The organism is Ferrovibrio sp. MS7 (assembly GCF_038404985.1).
Taxonomy (GTDB): Bacteria; Pseudomonadota; Alphaproteobacteria; order Ferrovibrionales; family Ferrovibrionaceae; genus Ferrovibrio; species Ferrovibrio plantarum.
Window position 1 is genome coordinate 1,194,178 of record NZ_JBBKBA010000001.1, and the last position, 22,121, is coordinate 1,216,298.

A 22,121-nucleotide genomic window follows, 5' to 3' on the forward strand; every position below is an offset into this window, starting at 1 on the left:
ACCGGAATTTGACGCTCCGTTAATGCCAGGCGAAGCCTGGATGGGGGCATCTCAGAAGGAGAGGTCGCGTCATGGCTGATAGCATTACCCTTGGCAATTCCGACAATTCCGCCACCCTCAGTGGCTTCGGCACCCTCACGACGGGCACCGGCACGGACACGATCGTCGTTACCGGCGGTCTGACCAACGCCTCCGTCAACCTCGGGGACGGCAACGACAGCCTCACCCTTGGCAACGCCGCAAACTCCCTCACCGTCAGCAACGTCGAGACCCTCATCGGTGGCTCCGCTGCGGACACGGTGACGATCAGCGGCACGCTCGACAGCTCGGCCTCGATCGACCTCGGCGATGGCAAGGACAAGCTGACGCTGGGCAACAGCGGCTACAGCCTGACGGTCGCCAACGTTGAAAGCGTGGTCGGCGGCACCGGCGCCGATGTCATCGGCCTCTCCACCACGGTTTCCGGCGGCAGCTTCCTGCTTGGCACCGGTAACGACCAGCTCACCTTCGCTGACGGCGGCAACTCGGCCACGGCCAGCGGCGTTGAAACCATCATCGGCGGCACCGGCGCCGACGTCATCACGCTCGGCGCTGCCGCCACTGGCATGCAGATCGACCTGGGCGATGGCAACGACAGCGTCACCCTGTTCAACGGCACCAACAGCGCCTCGATCTCCAATGTCGAGACCATCACCGGCGCCGCCGGCGCCGACACCATCACGCTTGAGACCACCGTCACCAACGGCGTCATCAACCTCGGCGCCGGCAACGACAGCCTGACCCTCGCCGATGGCGGCAACACGCTGACCGCTACCAATGTCGAGACCATCACCGGCGGCACCGATGCCGATGTCGTGACGCTCGGCGCCGCGATTGCCGGCGGCAACATTGATCTGGGCGATGGCTCTGACAGCCTGGCCCTGGCGACCGGCTCGAACACCGCGACGGTCACCAATGTCGAGACCCTGACCGGCAACACCGGCGCTGACACCATCACCCTTGGCAGCACCATCGACTCGAGCTCCTCGATCGATCTCGGCGACGGCAAGGACAAGCTGACCCTGGCCGATGGCGGCAACACCGCCAACCTGGCCAACATCGAGTCGATCATCGGCGGCTCTGGCGCCGATGAAGTGACCCTGACCGGCACGATCTCCGGCGGCAATGTCGATCTGCGTGCCGGCAATGACACCCTGACTCTGGCCGATGGCGGCAACAGCCTGACGGTTTCCAACGTCGAGAGCATCATCGGCGGCACCGGCTCCGACGTCGTCACTCTGGGTTCGACCCTGCCGTCCACCGCTTCGGTGGATCTCGGCGATGGCGCCGATACCCTGAATCTGTTCAACGGCCCGAACCACCTCACCATCACCAATGTCGAGACGGTGATCGGCGGTTCCAATGCCGATGACCTCACCATGTCGCAGACCGTGACCGGTGTGCTGTTCCAGCTCGGCGCAGGCGCCGACAAGCTGCAGCTCGCTGATGGCGGCAACGACCTGACCGCGACCAATGTCGAAACCGTGCTCGGCGGTTCGGGTGATGACGTTGTCACCTATGGCGCTGGCGTCACCAATGCCACCATCGACCTGGCCGGTGGCAGCGACAAGGTCACTCTCGCCAATGCCGTCAATTCGGCCAGTGTCTCCAATGTCGAGACCCTGATCGGCGGCACCAACAACGACACCATCACGCTCGCCACCACGATCGACAGCTCGGCTTCGATCGACCTCGGCGACGGCAAGGACAAGATCACCCTGGCCGATGGCGGTAACACCGCCGTGCTGACCAACATCGAGACCGTGATCGGCGGCTCGGGTGCTGACGATGTCACCCTGTCCACCACCATCACCAGCGGCGTCGTCGACCTCGCGGCGGGCAGCGACAAGCTGACGCTCGCCGATGGCGGCAACACCCTCACCGTTTCCAACGTCGAGACCCTGACCGGCGGCACCGGCAACGATGTCGTCACCCTCGGCGCCACCGTGGCGGGCGCTTCCGTCGACCTCGCGGCCGGCAATAACAGCCTGACGCTCGCCAACGGCACCAACAGCCTTACCGTCACCAACGCTGAAACCGTCACTGGCGGCAGCGGCGCTGACACCGTTACCCTGGGTTCCACCGTTTCGGCCGGCTCCATCAGCCTCGGCACTGGCAACGACACCCTGACTCTGGCTGATGGCGGCAACACCGCCACCGTGTCGGGCGCCGAGACCATCAATGGCGGCGCTGACGCCGACATCATTACGCTGGGCGCGGCGCAGTCCTCGGGCACCATCGATCTCGATGATGGCAGCGACAAGCTGGTGCTGGCCAACGGCACCAACACCCTGAATATCGCCAATGTCGAGACCCTGACCGGCGGCACTGGTACCGACAACATCACCCTGACCACCACCATCGACTCTTCGGCGGCGATTGATCTCGGCGATGGCAAGGACAAGATCACGCTCGCGGCCGGCGGCAACACCGCCGTGCTGGCCAATGTGGAAAGCGTGATCGGTGGCTCTGGCGCCGATGACGTTACCCTCTCCACCACGGTTTCGGGTGGCACGGTCGACCTCGCCGGCGGCAGCGACAAGCTGACTCTGGCCGATGGCGGCAACAGCCTGACCGCGACCAATGTCGAGAGCGTCGTCGGCGGCACCGGCGCTGACGTTGTCACGCTCGGCACCACCATCGACTCGAACGCCTCGATCGACCTGGGCGACGGCAACGACACCATTATCCTGGCCAATGGTGCCAACACCGGCACGCTGACCAACGTTGAAACCGTTACCGGCGGCACTGGCGCTGACGACATCACCCTCGGCAGCACGGTCACCAATGGCGCGATCAACCTCGGTGCCGGCAGCGACAAGCTGACGCTCGCCGATGGCGGCAATACCGCCACCGTGAGCAACGTTGAAACCCTGACCGGCGGCGCCGATGCCGATGTGGTCACCCTGGGTGCCGGCGTCACCGGTGCGCAGATCGACCTCAAGGATGGCAGCGACAGCCTGGCGCTCGCCAATGCGGTCAACTCGGCCACGATCTCGAATGTCGAGACCCTGACCGGCGGCAGCAACAACGACACCATCACGCTCGGCACCACGATCGACAGCTCGGCTTCGATTGATCTCGGCGCTGGCAAGGACAAGCTGACCCTGGCCGATGGCGGCAATACCGCTGTGCTGGCGAACGTGGAAAGCGTGGTCGGTGGCAGCGGCGATGACGATGTCACCCTCTCCACCACGGTTTCGGGCGGTTCGGTCGACCTGCATGGCGGCAGCGACAGCCTGACCCTGGCCGATGGCGGCAATACCCTCACCGTCACCAATGTCGAGAGCGTCACCGGTGGCACCGGTGCGGATACCGTCACCCTGGGTTCGACCCTGCCGACCAACGGCCTGGTCGATCTCGGCGATGGCGCCGACACCCTCTACCTGGCGGCTGGCGGCAACAACTTCTCGATCACCAACGTCGAAACCGTGATTGGCGGTTCGGGTGACGATCAGCTCACCCTGTCGCAGACTGTGACCGGCGTGCTGTTCCAGCTCGGCGGCGGCAATGACAGCCTGACTCTGGCCGATGGCGGCAACGAGCTGACCGCGACCAATGTCGAGACCGTCACCGGCGGTGCCGATGCCGATACCGTGACGTTGGGTGCGGCGCAGTCCTCGGGCACCTTCGATCTGAAGGACGGCACCGACAAGCTGGTGCTGTTCAATGGCGCCAACACCCTGAACGTTGGCAACGTCGAAACCCTGACCGGCGGTACGCTGACCGACAACATCACCCTGACCACCACCATCGACTCATCGGCGGTGATCGATCTCGGCGATGGCAAGGACAAGATCACCCTGGCGGCTGGCGGCAATACCGCTGTGCTGACCAACATCGAGTCGATCATCGGTGGCTCCGGCGCCGATGACGTCACGCTCTCCACCGCCCTGACCGGCGGCACGGTCGACCTGGCTGGCGGCAGCGACAAGCTGACCCTCGCCGATGGCACCAACTCCATCAGCGTCGCCAATGCCGAGAGCATCGTCGGTGGCACTGGTGCCGACACCATCACCCTGCAGTCGACCATCGACAGCAACTCGTCGATCGACCTGGGCGACGGCGCCGACACCCTGATCCTGGCGAACGGCGGCAACACCGGCACGCTGACCAACGTCGAGAGCGTCACCGGCGGTACTGGCGCTGACGACATCACCCTCGGCAGCACGGTCACCAATGGCGTCATCAACCTCGGCGCCGGCAGCGACAAGCTGACGCTCGCCGATGGCGGCAACACGCTGACTGCCACCAACGTTGAAACCATCACCGGCGGCGCCGATGCCGATGTGGTCACCCTGGGCGCCGGCGTTACCGGCGCTTCCATCGACCTCAAGGATGGCAGCGACAGCCTGGCGCTCGCCAATGCGGTCAACTCGGCCACGATCTCGAACGTCGAGACCCTGACCGGCGGCAGCAACAACGACACCATCACGCTTGGTACCACCATCGACTCGAGCTCCTCGATCGATCTCGGCGCCGGCAAGGACAAGCTGACCCTGGCGGCTGGCGGCAATACCGCTGTGCTGGCGAACGTCGAAAGCGTGGTCGGCGGCTCTGGCGATGACGATGTCACCTTCTCCACCACGGTTTCGGGTGGCTCGATCGACCTGGATGGCGGCAGCGACAAGCTGACGCTGGCCGATGGCGGCAATACTGTCACCGTCACCAACGTTGAAAGCGTGATGGGCGGTACCGGTGCGGATACCGTCACTCTGGGTTCGACCCTGCCGACCAACGGCCTGATCGACCTCGGCGATGGCGCCGACACCCTGACCCTGGCGGCTGGCGGCAACAACTTCACCATCACCAACGTCGAAACCGTGATCGGCGGTTCGGGCGACGATCAGATCACCCTGTCCGAGACCGTGACCGGCGTGCTGTTCCAGCTCGGCGGCGGCAATGACAGCCTGACTCTGGCTGACGGCGGCAACAGCCTGACCGCGACCAACGTTGAGACTGTCACCGGCGGCTCGGGCGATGACACCGTGACCCTGGGCGCAGCCCAGACCTCGGGCACCTTCGACCTGGATGCCGGCAGCGACAAGCTGGTGCTGGCCAACGGCATCAACACCCTGAATGTCGGCAACGTCGAGACCCTGACCGGCGGCACCGGCAACGACACCATCACGCTGACCACCACGGTGGACAGCTCGGCGTCGATCGACCTCGGCGACGGCAAGGACAAGATCACCCTGGCGGCTGGCGGCAATACCGCTGTGCTGACCAACATCGAAAGCGTGGTTGGCGGTTCGGGCGATGACGATGTCACGCTCTCCACTGCCCTGACCGGCGGTTCGGTGGATCTGGATGGCGGCAACGACAAGCTGACGCTGGCCAATGGCACCAACTCGGTCACCGTCACCAATGTCGAGACCCTGGTTGGCGGCACCGGTGCGGATACCATCACCCTCGGCGCTGCGCTGACCACGAATTCCTCCGTTGATCTGGGTGACGGCAATGACGCCATCACCCTGGCGAATGGCGGCAACACCGGCACGCTGACCAACGTCGAAAGCGTCACCGGCGGCACCGGCGCTGACGACGTCACGCTCGGCAGCACGGTCACCAATGGCGTCATCAACCTCGGCGCCGGCAGCGACAAGCTGACGCTTGCCGATGGCGGCAACACGCTGACCGCGACCAATGTCGAGACCGTCACCGGCGGTGCCGATGCCGATGTGGTCACCCTGGGCGCCGGCGTCACCAACGCTTCCATCGACCTCAAGGATGGCAGCGACAGCCTGGCGCTCGCCAATGCGGTCAACTCGGCCACGATCTCGAACGTCGAGACCCTGACCGGCGGCACCGGCAACGACACCATCACCCTCGGCACCACCATCGACTCGAGCTCCTCGATCGATCTTGGCGCCGGCAAGGACAAGCTGACCCTGGCCGATGGTGGCAACACCGCCGTCCTGGCCAATATCGAGAGCGTGGTCGGCGGCACCGGCGATGACGATGTCACCTTCTCGGCGGCCATCACCGGCGGCTCGATCGACCTGCATGGCGGCAGCGACAAGCTGACGCTGGCCAATGGCACCAACTCGGTCACCGTCACCAACGTTGAAAGCGTGATGGGCGGCACCGGTGCGGATACCGTTACCCTGGGCTCGACCCTGCCGACCAACGGCCTGATCGACCTCGGCGACGGCGCCGACACCCTGACCCTGGCGGCTGGCGGCAACAACTTCTCGATCACCAACGTCGAAACCGTGATCGGCGGTTCGGGCGACGATCAGATCACCCTCGGCCAGACGGTCTCGGGCGTGCTGTTCCAGCTCGGTGCCGGCAATGACAGCCTGCAGCTCGCCGATGGCGGCAACGAACTGACCGCGACCAATGTCGAGACCATCACCGGCGGTGCCGACGCTGATGTCGTGACGCTGGGTGCGGGCCAGACCTCGGGCACCATCGACCTCAGCGATGGCGCTGACAAGCTGTCGCTGTTCAACGCCAACAACACGCTGACTGTCACCAACGTCGAGACCCTGACCGGTGGCAACCAGAACGACACGATCACCCTTGGCAGCACCATCGACTCGAGCTCCTCGATCGACCTCGGCGCCGGCAAGGACAAGCTGACCCTGGCCGATGGCGGCAACACCGCCCTGCTGACCAACATTGAAACCGTGATCGGTGGTTCGGGTGACGATGATGTCTCCTTCTCCACCAATGTCGCGGGTGCCACCGTCGACCTGCTCGGCGGCAACGACAAGCTCACCCTGGCGGCCGGCGGCAATTCCGCCACCGTCAGCAATGTCGAGACCATCGTTGGCGGCGGCAACAACGACGTCATCACGCTCGGCAGTGCGCTGACCACCAACTCGTCGATCGATCTCGGCGACGGCAGCGACACCGTGAACCTGGCCAATGTTGCCAACACCGGCACGCTGACCAATGTCGAGAGCATTGTTGGCGGCACCGCTGCTGACAGCATCACGCTGGGCACCAACACCGCTGGCGCGACCATCAACCTGGGTGCGGGCGCTGACAGCCTGACCCTGGCGGCTGGTGGCAACACGGTCACGGTAAGCAACGTCGAAACCATCACCGGCGGCACCGATGCCGATGCGGTGACCCTCACCGTCTCCCTGACCCAGGGCAAGATCGACCTCGGCGATGGCACCGACAGCCTGACCCTTGGCGGCGCTGGCAACGTGATCTCGGTGAGCAACGTCGAAACCCTGATCGGCGGCACTGGTGTCGACAACATCACCCTGGAGACCACGGTCGACAGCTCGACCTCGATCAGCATGGGTGCTGGCTACGACACCCTGAAGCTGGCTGACGGCGGCAACACTGCGGTCATCAGCCAGGCCGAAGTCATCACCGGCGGTACCGGCGACGACGATGTCACCGCGATCAGCAACAGCGCCACCAAGGTCGACCTTGGCGATGGCAACGACAAGCTGACGCTCGGCACGGCGGCCCTGACCTGGACGGTGACCAACGTCGAAACCCTGGCGGGTTCGTCGGGTGCCGATACGGTGACCCTGGGCGGCGCGCTGACCACCAACCACACGATCGATCTCGACGCCGGCAATGACAGCCTGACCCTCGCGGCGGGCGGCAATACCGGTACGCTGACCAATGTCGAGACCGTGATCGGCGGTACGGGTGCCGACGTCATCACCTTCGGTACCAATGTCGCCGCGGGTTCCGTCAGCCTCGGTGCGGGCAATGACAGCCTGACCCTGTCGGCTGGTGCCAACACCCTGACGGTCAACAACGTCGAAACCCTGACCGGCGGCGCCGATGCCGACACCGTGACGCTGAGCCTCAATATCAGCAACGGCCATTACGACCTCGGCGATGGCAGCGACAAGCTGACCCTGTCTTCGGGCAACAACACCCTGACGGTGTCGAACGTCGAAACCCTGATCGGCAACACCGGCGCCGACGCCATCACCCTGCTGACCACCCTGGACAGCAGCGCTTCGATCGACCTCGGCGGTGGCAAGGACGTGGTCAACCTGGCTGACGGTGGCAACACCGCCATCCTGACCAATGTCGAAGTCATCACCGGCGGTACCGGCGACGACGACGTCACCCTGGGCGCGGCCGTGACTGGCGCCACAGTCAACCTGGGTGCCGGCAGCGACATCCTGCGCCTGGCCAATGGCACCAACAGCCTGACGGTTGCCAATGCTGAGACCGTGATCGGCGGTACCGGCAACGACACCGTGACCCTGACCAGCACCCTGCCGGCCACTTCGCTGATCGACCTCGGCGATGGCGTCGACACCTTGGTGCTGTTCAACGGCCAGAACAACTTCACCATCACCAACGTCGAGAACGTCGTCGGTGGCACCAACAACGATACCGTGGTGCTCTCCGAGGCGGTCACCGGCGCCAAGTTCGACCTGGGTGTGGGCAGCGACAGCCTGACCCTGGCCGATGGCACCAACAGCCTCACCGCGACCAGCGTTGAAACCCTGATCGGCGGCACCGGCGCTGACACCGTCACCCTGGGTGCGGGCCAGACCACCGGCACCATCGACCTCGGCGATGGCGCCGACAAGCTGACGCTTGCCAACGCCAACACCACCATCACGGTCAGCAACGTTGAGACCCTGATCGGCGGCACCGGCGTGGATACCATCACGCTCGGCACCACCATCGACAGCTCGACCTCGATCGACCTCGGCGCCGGCAAGGACAAGCTGACGCTGGCCGATGGCGGCAACACCGCCAACCTGACCAACGTCGAAATCGTGGTCGGCGGTTCGGGTGACGACCTGGTCACCCTGGCCACCACCGTGAACGGCGTGACCGTGGATCTGGGTGCGGGCAGCGACAGCCTGGCCCTGGCCAATGGCAACAACACCATCACGGCGGCGGGCATCGAAACCCTCACCGGCGGCACCGGCAACGATAACGTCACCTTCTCGGCTTCGCTCGATAGCTCGGCGGTGGTCGATCTCGGTGACGGCACCGATACCGTGACGCTGGCGACGGGCGGCAACACCCTGACCCTGACCAACGTCGAAAGCATCGTTGGCGGCACCGGCGCCGATGCCATCACCATGGGCAACGCGGCGACCAACGTCATCGTGAACCTGGGTACCGGCAACGACAGCCTGCAGCTCGCCGATGGCACCAACAGCATCACCGTCTCCAACACCGAGACCGTCACTGGCGGTACCGGCAACGACACGGTGACCTACGGCGCCCTGATCACCAATGGCACCATCGACCTGGGCGACGGCAGCGACAAGCTGGTGATGTCCTCGGCCGGTGGCACCGTCACGGTGGCCAACGTCGAAACCGTCCAGGGCGGCACGGGTGCTGACAACATCACCCTGTCGGCCACGGCTGACAGCTCCACCACCATCGATCTGGGCGCTGGCGCCGATAAGCTGACGCTTGCCAATGGCGGCAACGAGCTGGCGGTGAGCAATGTCGAGACCGTCATCGGCGGCACGGGTGCCGACCTGCTGACCCTCAGCCTGGCTCTGACCAATGGCCGCATCGACCTGGGCGCAGGCAGCGACAGCCTGACCCTGGCCGCTGGCACCAACAACGTCACGGTCTCCAATATCGAGACCGTGACCGGCAACACCGGCAACGACAGCATCACGCTGCTCACCACGGTTGACTCCTCGACCACCATCGACCTGGGCGCCGGCAACGATAAGCTGACGCTCGCCAACGGCACCAACGTGCTGTCGGTGGCCAACATCGAAACCATCACCGGCGGTACCGGTGCCGACGAGGTTCACCTCTCGGGCACCACCAATACGCTGCAGATCAACCTCGGTACCGGCAGCGACAAGCTGGTGCTGCTGGATGGTGGCAACACGGTGACGGCGACGGCGGTGGAGAGCATCATCGGCGGCACCGGCGACGACATCATCGTCTACGGCGCATTCATCACCGGTGCTTCCGCCGACCTCGGCGACGGCAACGACAAGGTGACGCTGGCCAATGGCGCCAACAACATCACGCTGACCAACGTCGAGACCATCCTGGGTGGCACCGGCGCGGACATCGTGACGCTGGGTGCCTCGCTCGCCTCGAATGCCTCGATCGACCTGGGTGCCGGCGTTGACACGCTCAACCTGTCGAACGACGGCAACACCCTGACCCTGACCAACGTCGAAACCGTCAATGGCGGCACTGGCGACGATGTCATCACCCTCAGCGGTGCGCTGGCCTCGGGCAAGTTCGACCTCGGTGCCGGTACGGGCGACAGCCTGACGCTTGCCAACGGCACCAACAGCATCACGGTCAGCAATGTTGAAACGCTGACCGGCGGTACTGGCGCCGACACCATCACGCTGGGCGCCACCGTGGCCGGCATGACCATCGACCTCGGCACCGGCAGTGACAAGCTGACGCTGGCCAACGGTGCGAACTCGCTGTCGGTGGCCAATGTCGAGACCATCACCGGCGGCACCGGTGCAGACATCATTACGCTGACGGCCGGCATCACCGGCGGCAGCATCGCCCTCGGCTCCGGCAACGATAAGCTGGTGCTGGCCGATGCGACCAACAGCGTGGCGGTGAACGGCATCGAGACCATCATCGGTGGTACCGGCAACGACACCGTCACCTTCGCGGCGGCGGCGACCAACACGACGATCGATCTCGGCGACGGCAACGACAAGGTTACGCTGTTCAACGGCGTCAACAATGTCACCATCACCAATGTCGAAACCATCGTGGGCGGCACCAACAACGACACGGTGACCCTGACCACCACCGTCTCGTCGATCAACCTCAGCCTCGGCAACGACAAGCTGATCCTGGCCGATCTCGCCAACAACCTGACTGTCTCTGGCATCGAAACTGTCATCGGCGGCAACCAGGCTGACGACATCACGGTCAGCGGCGGCATCACCAAGGGCTCGATCGACGGCGGCGCCGGCAACGACAGTGTCACCCTGCTGGGCGGCACCAACTCACTGGTGATCACCAATGTCGAGACCATCACCGGCGGCACCGGCGCTGACACTGTCACGCTCGGCAATGCGGTGAGCGGCCTCAACATCGACCTCGGCGCGGGTGGCGACAAGCTGATCCTGTTCTCGGGCACCAACACCCTGACCACCACCAATATCGAGAGCATTACCGGCGGCAGCGGCGCTGACACGGTGACCATCGATGGCGCGGTGAACAACGGTGTCTATGACCTGGGTGCGGGCACCGACACGCTGAACCTCGACGACACGGTGAATATTGCCACCGTGGCGAATATCGAGACCGTGAACGGTGGCTCCGACATGGATGTCATCACCATCACCGGCACCCAGGCGACCATGGTGTTCGGCAATGGCGGCGACGACGAGGTTATCGGCGGTTCCTCGGCCGATACGATCATCGGCGGTGCGGGCAACAACACGGTCACCGGCGGCGCAGGTAACGATACCTTCGTCTTCGCGGCGTCCGGTGGTGCCACCACCTTCGTCCGTGACATGTCGGCCAGCGACAAGATCGGCCTCGATATCGCAGGCGGCACCTTCGGTACCGATGCTTTCGCGGCGGTCTCCTCGCTCAGCAACAACGTCAACATCAAGGCGGTGGCCGATGCCACGGCCCTGGGCGGTACCAACCTGTCCCAGGCCGGCTTCGCCTACCAGTCCGATACCGGCGAGCTGTACTACAAGGCGGATGGCGATTTCAGCAGCGGTGCGGTGCTCATCGGCACCATCACCACGAACTCGACCACGCCTTGGACCTACGACTTCACCAAGTTCCAGGCGGTGTAACCGCCCGGGTTCCTGGTCCAGACCGGTTCAGTATCAGCGGGGCGGCCCATCGGGCCGCCCCGTTTGCTTTCCAGGGCCAGGGCTGGCGGAAAGCCGGCGCCGGTGTTGCATTTCGCCGCATTCGGCGCCGTGGTAACGGTTGGGTAAGATCGAACCGGAATACTCCCTGCACAACCTCGGCGTTGATTCCGGGGGCCTGGGCATGGCCCGGGCGATTCCGTCATTCCCGATGGGATGGCATGATGAATGCGGTGTCAGGGTAGGACAGGACAGGCATGGCCAAGGCGGCGGCAGGCGGGGTGGTGACGGCACAGGCGGTGGTTGAGGCAGCGGTGGCTGCCTTCCAGCGCGGGGCTTATGAGGAAACCGAGAAGCTCTGCCGCGTGCTGCTGAATGCCGCGCCGAATGATCCGGCGGCCTTGCAATTGCTTGGCCTTGCCGCTTTTCGCCGCGGCCAGTTGATTGATGCCGAGGCGACCCTGGCCAAGGCGGCCGCCAATGCCAAGACCTCGCCGGAAATCCAGGCCAACCACGCCGCCGTGCTGCGGGCGCTGGGGCGGCTGAAGGATGCCGAGGCGGCCAACCGCCGCGCCATTGCGCTGAAAGAGGATTTCCCCGAGGGGCACCAGAATCTCGGCAACACGCTGCGCGATCTCGGCCGCCATGCCGAGGCCGAAGTCGCCTTCCGCCGTGCCGTCGAGCTGAAGCCGAATTTTTCCGATGCCTGGCTCAGCCTCGGCCGCCTGCTGCAACTGGTCGGCCGTCTCGCCGATTCGGAAGTGGCATTCCGCAAGGTGATCGAGCTGAAGCCGGATTTCGCCGATGTGCACAGCGATCTCGGCAATTCGCTGATGGGCCTGGACCGTCTGACGGAAGCCGAGGCGTCTTTCCGCCAGGCGCTGGCACTGAAGCCGAACAGCCATGAGGCATCGGTCAATCTCGCCGCCCTGCTGCTGCGTGCCGGTCGCCCGAACGATGCCGAAATCTTCGCCCGCCGTGCCCTGGCGCTGAAGCCCGATCTGCATCAGGGCTTCAACAATCTCGCCATCGCGCTGGAGGACCAGGGCCGCCTGGATGAAGCCTCCGGCGTGTTCCGCCAGGTGCTGAAGCTGAAGCCGGATTATGCCTCCGGCCATAGCAGCCTGCTGTTCTGCCTCAATTACCGCCACGATCTTTCCGCCGAGGAAATCGCCGAGGAATACCGCACCTGGGACAAGACCCACGCGAGGCCTTTGCTGCCGCGTCCGCTGCGCCATGCCAACAGCCCGGAAGCCGGTCGCAAGCTGAAGATCGGCTATGTCTCGCCGGATTTCCGCCAGCATGCCGTTGCGTTGTTCTTCGAACCGGTACTGGAAGCGCATGACCGCGAGCAGGTCGAGATCTATCTCTATGGCGAAGTCAGCAATCCCGATGCGGTGACACAGCGGCTGAAATCCAAGGCCGATCACTGGCGCAGTACGGTGGGCCTGAGCGACGACCGCATGGCGGCGCTGATCCGCCAGGATGGCATCGATGTACTGATCGATCTTGCCGGGCACACCGCCGGCAACCGTCTACTGGTTTTCGCGCGCAAGCCGGCGCCGGTGCAGTTCAGCTACTTGATCGGCCATGGCACCACCACGGGCCTGTCCGCCATCGACGGTTTCATTTCCGATGACTTCATGGTGCCGGAAGGCTTCGAGCATCTGTTCTCGGAAAAGATCATCCGCATCCCGCGCTCGCCACTGGTCTACCGGCCGCCGGAGCATATGCCCGATGTCGGTCCGCTACCGGCGAAGCAGTGTGGCAAGCTGCGGTTCGGCTGTTTCAGCCGCACCGTGCGCATCAACGAAGATGTCATCGCCATCTGGGCTGAATTGCTCAACCGCATCCCGGATGCCACGCTGGTGCTTAATTCGAAGCCTTTCGCGGAAAAGTTCACGCGCCAGATGTTCGAGGAGCGTTTCGCGACGCACGGTATCGGGCCGGAGCGGCTGGAACTGATCTATACCCAACCGCAGCCCAAGACCTGGGCGCATTACAACGAAATCGATATTGCGCTGGATCCGTTCCCGCATAATGCTGGCACCACCACCATCGAGGCGCTCTGGATGGGCGTGCCGGTGTTGAGCCTGGCGGCCAGGCCGTCGGTGGGGCGCTTCGGCGCCTCGATCCTCGGCGCGCTCGGCATGAGCGACTGGGTGGCGGCCGATCCGGACGAGTATCTCGATATCGCCGAACGCTGGGCCAAGGACATCGATGGCCTGGCCAAGCTGCGGGCTGGCCTGCGCGACCGCTTCGAGGCTTCGGCGATGCGCGATGCGCCGGGCCTGGCGCGTGCCATCGAAACCGCCTACCGCCAGCTCTGGAACGATTGGTGCGAAAGCCGCGCGCTCGCCGGCACCGAGCCACCGGAAGCCGAGCGGCCACTGACCTATTCCGATGTCGTCGCCGCCTTCAATGTCGGTGACCGCGAACAGGCCCGCCGCATCTGCGCCGCCCTGCTGGAGCAACAGCCAGACAATGCCGATGCGCTGCAGGCGATGGGCGTGCTGTGCTGCGACGTGAAGGATTATCCGGCGGCGATGAAATGGCTGTCGCGCGCCGTAGCGATCAATCCGAATTTGCCGGAATACTGGTCCTCGCTCGGCGTCGTTGCCCGCGCCATGAAACTGCATGGCGATGCGGAGAATTTCTACCGCAAGGCCATTGCGCTGCGGCCCATTTTTGCCGAGGCCTACAACAATCTCGGCAATGCGCTGCGCGATCAGGGCAAGCTGGTGGAAGCCGAGGAGGCCTTGCGCAAGGCCATCGAGCAGAAGCCGGATTTCGAGGATGCCATGGTCAATCTTGGCCTGGTGCTGCTCGCCCGCGAACGTTTCGACGATGCCGAAGTGGTGCTGCGCAAGGTGCTGGCGCTGAAGCCGGAGCGACCGGATATTCACGATGCCCTGGCGATCATGCTGATGCGTCGTGGCCGGCTCTCGGAAGCCGAGGAATTTGCCCGCTCGTCGTTGCGCCTGCGGCCCGATCATCCGGCCACGCTCGGCACGCTCGGCGTGGTGCTGGAAGACCAGGCACGCCATGACGAAGCGCTGGCGGCCCTGCGCCGCGCCGTCACCATCGCGCCCGGTGATCTCGCCGTTTCCTCCAGCCTGCTATTCTGCCAGAACTACCGCCCCGGTGCGACGGCAGAGGAAATCTTCGAGGAATACAAGCGTTGGGACGACCGCCACGGCAAGCCGCATCTGCCCAATCCGCTACGCCATGACAATGATCCGAACCCGAACCGCAAGCTGAAGATCGGCTATGTCTCGCCCGATCTGCGCCAGCATGTGGTGTCGCTGTTCTTCGAGCCAGTGCTGTCGGTGCATGATCGCGGCAAGTTCGAAATCTTCCTCTATGGCGAAGTGCCGAATCCGGATGCGATGACCACGCGCTTTCAGAAGATGGCTGATCACTGGCGCAGCACGGTGGGCAAGAGCGACGATGAAGTCGCCAACATGATCCGCGCCGATGGCATCGACATCCTGATTGACCTGGCCGGCCACACGGCGGGCAACCGCCTCACTATGTTCGCGCGCAAGCCGGCGCCGGTGCAGTTCACCTATCTGATCGGCCATGGCACCACCACCGGCCTCAGTGCCATCGATGGCTTCCTGGTCGATGCCGCCATGGTGCCGGAAGGCTATGATCATCTGTTCGCCGAGAAGGTGGTGCGCCTGCCGCGTTCGCCGCTCTGCTACATGGCGCCGCCGGCGATGCCGCTGGTGGCCCCATTGCCGGCGCTGAAAAAAGGCAAGAAGAAAAAGCCTGTCGTCACCTTCGGCTGTTTCAGCCGCACGGTGCGCATGAATGACGAGGTGATCGAGGTCTGGTCGCGGATTCTGAATGAGATTCCGAATGCGCGCCTGGTGCTGAATTCCAAGCCCTTCACCGATGAGCCGACGCGCAAGCTGTTTCTCGACCGTTTCGCAGCCCATGGCGTCGAGCCGGAACGGCTCGACCTGATCTTCACCAACCCGCAGCCGCGCACCTGGGACTACTACGGCAATATCGATATCGCGCTGGACCCGTTCCCGCATAATGCCGGCACCACCACCATCGAAGCTTTGTGGATGGGCGTGCCGGTCCTAAGTCTGGCTGGCCGGCCCTCGGTGGGCCGTTTCGGCGCCTCGATCCTCGGCGCGCTCGGCATGGATGACTGGGTGGCGCAGAACCACGACGAATACGTCGCGATTGCCAAGAAATGGGCCAACGACCTGCCGGCCCTGGCGGAGCTGCGGCGCAATCTGCGCGGCACATTCGAAAAGTCGCCGATGCGCGATGGCGTTTCGCTCACCCGCGCCATCGAACAGGCCTATATCCAGTTCTGGCATGACTGGTGCGCCAGCCAGGGCGCCAAGTCTGCCGTGCCGGCGGTTGCCAAGCCGGCGGCGACGCCGGCCCAGGAAGCTGCTGCCAAGGCGCAAGCCCTGCTGGATGCGGCGATCCGGGCGTTCCAGTCCGGGCAATTGCCGCAGGCCGAGCAGGCTGCCGTGGCTTTGCTCGCCCTGGCACCGAAAAATGCCGATGCCTTGCATATCCTCGGTCTGATCGCCTATCGCCGCCGCGACTGGCAGAAAGCCGCCGATCTGATCGGCGAAGCGGTGAAGCAGCTGCCGGACATGGCGGAATTGCGCTGGAACCGCGCCGGTGCGCTGCGCCAGCTTGGCCGCCTCAAGGAAGCCGAAGCCGAATGCCGCAAGGCGGTGGCGCTGAAGCCGGATTCGGCGGAAGCGCGCAACAACCTGGCCAACACGCTCAAGGATCTCGGCAAGCTCGATGAATCCGAGCAGGAATTCCGCGAAGCGGTGCGGCTCAGGCCGAACTATCCCCATGGCTGGGCCAATCTCGGCAACACGCTGTTCGCCATGGGCCGCTTTGTCGAGGCCGAGGAAGCCTGCCGCAAATCCATTGCGCTGGAAGCGCGCAATCCGGATGCCCATAACAATCTCGGCAATGCCCTGCTCGGCCAGGAGCGGCTGGACGAGGCCGCGGAATCCTTCCGTGCCGCACTGGCGATCAATCCGGACTATGTGCTCAGCCATTCCAACCTGCTGTTCTGCTCGAACTACCGTGCCGATCTCACGGCGGAAGAGATCTATGCCGAATACCGGCGCTGGGATGAGCGTTTCGGCAAGCCGAAGCTGCCGAACCCGTTGCAGCATGCCAATGCCCGCGAGCCGGAACGACGGCTGAAGGTCGGCTATGTCTCGCCGGATTTCCGCAATCATGCGGTGGCGATGTTCTTCGAGCCGCTGCTGGCCTCGCGCGACAAGGCGGCTTTCGAGATTTACCTCTATGGCGAGGTGCCGACGCCGGATGCGATCACCGAGCGGCTGAAATCGCAGGCCGATCACTGGCGCGGCACTGTGGGCAAGGGCGATGACGATGTGGCGGCGATGATCCGCGCCGATGGCATCGACATCCTGGTCGATCTGGCCGGCCATACGGCGGGCAACCGGCTCGGCGTGTTCACGCGCAAGCCGGCGCCGGTGCAGTTCAGCTACCTGATCGGCCAGGGCTATACCACCGGCCTGTCGGCGGTGGATGGCTTCTTCTCCGATGATTACATGGTGCCGCAGGGCTTCGAGCACCTGTTCTCGGAGCGCATCGTGCGGCTTGGCCGCTCGCCCCTGGTCTACCGCCCACCGGAAGCAATGCCGGAAGTGGGGCCGCTGCCGGCCTTGCGCAACGGCCATGTCACCTTCGGCAGTTTCAGCCGCACCGTGCGCCTGAACGAGAAGGTGATTGCCCTGTGGTCTCGGCTGCTGAAGCGCGTGCCGGATTCGCGCCTGGTGCTGAATTCCAAACCCTTCGCCGAGGCTGCGACGCGGGATCTGTTCCAGCAGCGCTTCGATGCCCATGGCATCACACCGGAACGGTTGGAGCTGATCTACACCTTCCCGCAGACCAAGACCTGGGCGCATTACAACGAGATCGACATTGCGCTGGATCCGTTCCCGCATAATGCCGGCACCACAACCATTGAGGCGTTGTGGATGGGTGTGCCGGTATTGAGCAAGGCAGACCGGCCTTCGGTAGGCCGCTTCGGTGCCTCGATCCTTGGCGCGTTGGAAATGCAGGATTGGGTCACCGAGGATGAGGCCGCCTATATTGAGATCGGAGCCCGCTGGGCCGGCAATCTCGAGGCTTTGGCGCAGCTCCGCGCCGGCCTGCGGCCGCGTTTCGAAGCCTCGCCGATGCGCGACGGGCCCGGCCTGGCGAAGGCCATTGAAGCCGGCTATCGCCAGCTCTGGCGGGAGTGGTGCGGCGGATGACATCGCCGGGCGCCAGCACGGGCGCCGATATCGGCGCATTGCTGCAGGCGTCGCTGGCTGCGGCCAAGGCGGGCGATCTCGACCGCTGCTTCGCTTTAGCCAAGCAGGTGCTGCGGCTGGATCCGGCGCATCGCGATGCGTTGCGCCTGGCCGCGCTCTCGGCGGTACAGCGTTATAACTGGCCGATAGCCACCCGCTACCTGCAGCAGTATCTGCAGTTTTATCCCAATGATGCCGGCATGCTGGTGCATCTCACCAATGTGATGGTGAATAGCGGCGATGCGGCTGAACTTGACAGCGTGTTCCGTGCCGCCTTGGCGGCCTCGCCGCCTGGGCCGAAACTATGGCAGCGCCTGGTCTATGGCCTGATGAGCGCCAACCGCACCGGTGATGCCCGGCGCTATGCCGAGGAAGCGCAGGCGCTATTTCCGGCCTTGCCGGATTTCGAGAGCGCGCTGGCCATAATCCTGGTGCGCGAAGGCCGCATGGATGAGGCCCGCGAGGCGTTGCGCAAAGTGGTCGAACGCTATCCGCATCTGGCGGTGCCGCATAGCAACCTGCTGTTCTGCCTCAACTACGACATGACGCTGACGCCGGAACAGCTTTTTGCCGAATACCAGCGCTACGATGAACGGCATGGCCGGCCATATCTGCCGCAGCCCTTGCAGCATGGCAACAGCCGCGATCCGGCACGACGACTGAAGGTTGGCTATGTCTCCGCCGATTTCTGCCGTCATGTGGTGCCGATGTTCTTCGAGCCGCTGCTGCGTGGCCATGACCGAGAGGCGGTGGGGGTGTATCTCTATGCCGAAGTATCCGTGCCAGACCAAGTAAGCCAGCGGCTGCGCGAACAGGCGGATCATTGGCGGGTCATAGTCGGCAAGAGCGACGATGACGTGGCAGCGATGATCCGAACCGACGGCATCGACATTCTGGTCGATCTTTCCGGCCATACGGCAGGCAACCGGCTGGGCGTGTTTGCACGCAAGCCGGCGCCGGTGCAGTTCAGCTATCTCATCGGGGCCGGCTATACCACCGGGCTTTCCGCTATCGACGGTTTCTTCGCCGATGCCGAGATGGTGCCGCCGGGATATGAGCATCTGTTTTCGGAAAGAATTATGCGGCTTGGCCGCTCGCCGCTGGCCTATCAGCCACCCGATGATGTGCCGGCTATCGGGCCACTGCCGGCCTTGCGCAATGGCCATGTCACCTTCGGCTGCTTCAGCCGAGCGGTGCGGATCAACGACCGCGTCGTCGCGCTCTGGGCGCAATTGCTGCAGCACGTGCCAGCTTCCCGCCTGGTGCTGAACAACCGGCCCTTTGTCGATGCCGCGACGCGGCAGTTTTTTGCCGAACGCTTCGCTGCCCATGGCATCGCGGCGGAACGGCTGGACCTGATCTTCACCTCGCCGCAGGCCAAGACCTGGGAATATTACAACGAGATCGATATCGCGCTCGATCCATTCCCGCATAATGCCGGCACCACCACGATTGAAGCCTTGTGGATGGGGGTGCCGGTGTTGAGCCGCTCGGATCGGCCATCGGTTGGCCGTTTTGGTGCCTCGATCCTCGGTGCGCTCGGCATGAGCGACTGGGTGGCGCCTGATGATGCCGGTTTCATTGCAGCGGGGATCGCCAAGGCCGGCGATCTTGCGGCGCTGGCGCAACTTCGCGCCGGCTTGCGTCAGCGTTTTGAAGCATCGCCGATGCGCGATGGTGCCGGGCTGGCCCGCGCTATAGAAGCCGGCTATCGCCAGCTCTGGCGCGAATGGTGTGCCGGATGACGGAAAAGACGCTTGCCGAAGCCGCGGCGGCGCTCGAGGGCGGCGACAATGATCTGGCCTTCCAGCTTGCCAAGGCGGTACTGCGGGTGGCGCCAGCTACAGTCGCGGCCCTGCGCCTGGCCGGATTGGCTGCGATGCGGAAGGGCGTCTGGCCGGTGGCATTGCGCTATTTTGATCAGGCGCTAGCGCTGGTGCCGGCGGATGCGGAGCTTGCCCGTCTGCGCGATGCCTGCCGCGACAAGGCCGGCGATCTGGCGGTGCCAACCGTGAAGCAAGAGGCCGCGCCGCCGCCGATCCGCCTGGTCAATTTGTTGCTTGCCCAGGAAAAGCTACCGCAGGCGGAAAAGCTGCTGCGGCAGATGCTGGTGTTGCAGCCGGAAGACTCCTCGGCGCATTCCAGCCTGTTGTTCTGCACCAATTACCGCATGGATCTTACGCCGGAGCAGATTTATGCCGAATACCACCGCTGGGATGAAGTGCATGGTCGGCCACGCCTGCCGAAGCCATTGGCGCATGACAACAAGCCGGAACCCGGGCGGCGCCTGAAGCTCGGCTATGTCTCGCCGGATTTCCGCCGTCATGCCGTCGCGCTGTTTTTCGAGCCGCTGCTGGCCGCCCATGACCGCGTGTCTTTCGAGATCTATCTCTACAGCGAAGTGCAGAAGCCGGACCACATCACCGAGCGGCTGAAGGCTCAGGCCGATCACTGGCGCAGCACAGTGGGTTTGAATGACGCCGCCGTGGCGGCCATGATCCGCGCTGATGGCATTGATGTGCTGGTTGACCTTGCCGGTCATACCGGCGGCAACCGGCTGCTAACCTTCGCGCGCAAGCCGGCACCGGTGCAGTTCAGTTATCTGATCGGCGCTGGCTGCACCACCGGGCTTTCCGCCATCGATGGTTTCTTCGCCGACGATGCCATGGTGCCGCCTGGGCGCGAAAATCTTTTCTCCGAACGCGTGATGCGACTTGGCCGCGTGCCGCTGGCCTATCGTCCGCCCGAAGGTATGGCGGAGGTCGGCCCGCTGCCGGCGTTGCGCAACGGCTATGTCACGTTCGGCCATTTCGGCCGCACGGTACGGCTGAATGAAAGCGTGGTGGCGGCCTGGGCCGCATTGCTGCAGGCGGTGCCGGATGCGCGGCTGATGCTGAATGCCAAGACCTTCCTGGATGAGGGTATACGACAGGATTTCAGCCAGCGCTTCGCCACCCATGGCATCGCGCCGGAGCGGCTCAGCCTGGTCTATACCCACCCGCAGACCGCCACCTGGGCGGCCTATAATCAGATCGATATCGCGCTGGACCCGTTTCCGCATAATGCCGGCACCACCACCATCGAGGCCCTGTGGATGGGGGTGCCGGTGGTCAGCATGGCCGCCCGTCCGCCGCTGGGGCGTTTCGGCGCCAGTATTCTGGGCGCGCTCGGCATGGGCGATTGGGTGGCCGAGGACAGGACTGGCTATCTCGGGATCGCCACCCGCTGGGCGAATGATCTCGAAGCGCTGGCCAGGATCCGTGCCGGATTGCGACCGCGCTTCGAAGCCTCGGTCCTGCGCGACGCGCCCGGGCTGGTGCAGGCCATGGAGGCCGGCTACCGCCAGCTCTGGCGTGAATGGTGTGCGTCAGCCGGCGCCTGATCAGGCCGGGCTGATGCCTAGGCGCTCGTCGCGGCGGCGCAGCCAATGCACCAGCGGCAGCGCCAGCAGCACCATCCACAGCTTGCCGATCATCTGGCCACCGAGATAATTCAGGCTGCCGAAGGCGAGATAGAGAAACACCACGGAATCGACCGCCAGGCCGACCAGGCTGGAAAGCAGCACGGCGCGCACCAGGCCGCGCTGCTGCAGCGGCGTATAGACCGCGAAGTCGGCGAGTTCGGAAAGCAGGAAGGCGATCATCGAGGCGATCACCAGGGCCGGTGGCGCCACGAAGGCGGAGAGCAGGGCGCCGATCACGATGGCACCAATGGTCCAGGCCTTGCCCAGCCGGCGCTGCAGCAGGTCACGCAGCACCAGAGCGGCGCCGATCATCAGCACGCCGCTCGGCGCGGTGATCGGCCCGTCCAGGCCCGGGGCGACCGGCACCAGGCAGGGGCCCTTGGGGATGCAGGTGGTGCCGACATTGCCGATCAGCCAGTTCGCCGCCGGTACACAGGCGATGAAAGCGGCCAGAAACAGGTAGCCCTCGATACGCAACCGGTTCATGTTTGTTCTCTTATGGGGGAGCTTCTTTCAGCCGGGTATACGGCGAAGCGGCAAGCGCCGCAAGCCAGTTTCAGGCTT

5 protein-coding genes are annotated in these 22,121 nt (G+C 64.6%); 4 read left to right on the forward strand and 1 reads right to left on the reverse strand.

Annotation, left to right across the window (positions count from 1 at the left end; genetic code table 11):
• Positions 1 to 71 precede the first annotated feature (71 nt).
• From V6B08_RS05780 to V6B08_RS05795, 4 genes are all read left to right on the forward strand, one after another.
• A complete protein-coding gene (locus V6B08_RS05780) occupies positions 72 to 11,753 on the forward strand; it encodes a beta strand repeat-containing protein (RefSeq protein ID WP_341978776.1) in 11,682 nt (3,893 codons plus the stop codon).
• A 275-nt stretch (positions 11,754 to 12,028) separates the two neighbouring features.
• A complete protein-coding gene (locus tag V6B08_RS05785) occupies positions 12,029 to 18,055 on the forward strand; it encodes an O-linked N-acetylglucosamine transferase, SPINDLY family protein (RefSeq protein ID WP_341978777.1) in 6,027 nt (2,008 codons plus the stop codon).
• Positions 18,052 to 19,839: an O-linked N-acetylglucosamine transferase, SPINDLY family protein gene (locus tag V6B08_RS05790; protein ID WP_341978778.1), complete on the forward strand. Its 1,788-nt coding sequence runs from the start codon at positions 18,052 to 18,054 to the stop codon at positions 19,837 to 19,839. Before V6B08_RS05785 ends, V6B08_RS05790 begins: the two co-directional genes overlap by 4 nt.
• A complete protein-coding gene (locus V6B08_RS05795; RefSeq protein ID WP_341978779.1) occupies positions 19,836 to 21,476 on the forward strand; it encodes an O-linked N-acetylglucosamine transferase, SPINDLY family protein in 1,641 nt (546 codons plus the stop codon). Before V6B08_RS05790 ends, V6B08_RS05795 begins: the two co-directional genes overlap by 4 nt.
• On the opposite strand, the gene V6B08_RS05800 is transcribed toward V6B08_RS05795, so the two are convergent.
• The gene (locus tag V6B08_RS05800) at positions 21,477 to 22,043 is read right to left on the reverse strand and encodes a VUT family protein (protein ID WP_341978780.1); all 567 of its coding nucleotides are present in this window, start codon (positions 22,041 to 22,043) and stop codon (positions 21,477 to 21,479) included.
• Between the last annotated feature and the right edge of the window lie 78 nt (positions 22,044 to 22,121).

Excerpts from the sequence above, each read along its gene's own strand:
- V6B08_RS05785 (WP_341978777.1), top strand. The coding sequence starts at position 12,029 with ATGGCCAAGGCGGCGGCAGGCGGGGTGGTGACGGCACAGGCGGTGGTT.
- V6B08_RS05780 (WP_341978776.1), top strand. The coding sequence starts at position 72 with ATGGCTGATAGCATTACCCTTGGCAATTCCGACAATTCCGCCACCCTC.
- V6B08_RS05790 (WP_341978778.1), top strand. The coding sequence starts at position 18,052 with ATGACATCGCCGGGCGCCAGCACGGGCGCCGATATCGGCGCATTGCTG.
- V6B08_RS05795 (WP_341978779.1), top strand. The coding sequence starts at position 19,836 with ATGACGGAAAAGACGCTTGCCGAAGCCGCGGCGGCGCTCGAGGGCGGC.
- V6B08_RS05800 (WP_341978780.1), bottom strand. The coding sequence starts at position 22,043 with ATGAACCGGTTGCGTATCGAGGGCTACCTGTTTCTGGCCGCTTTCATC.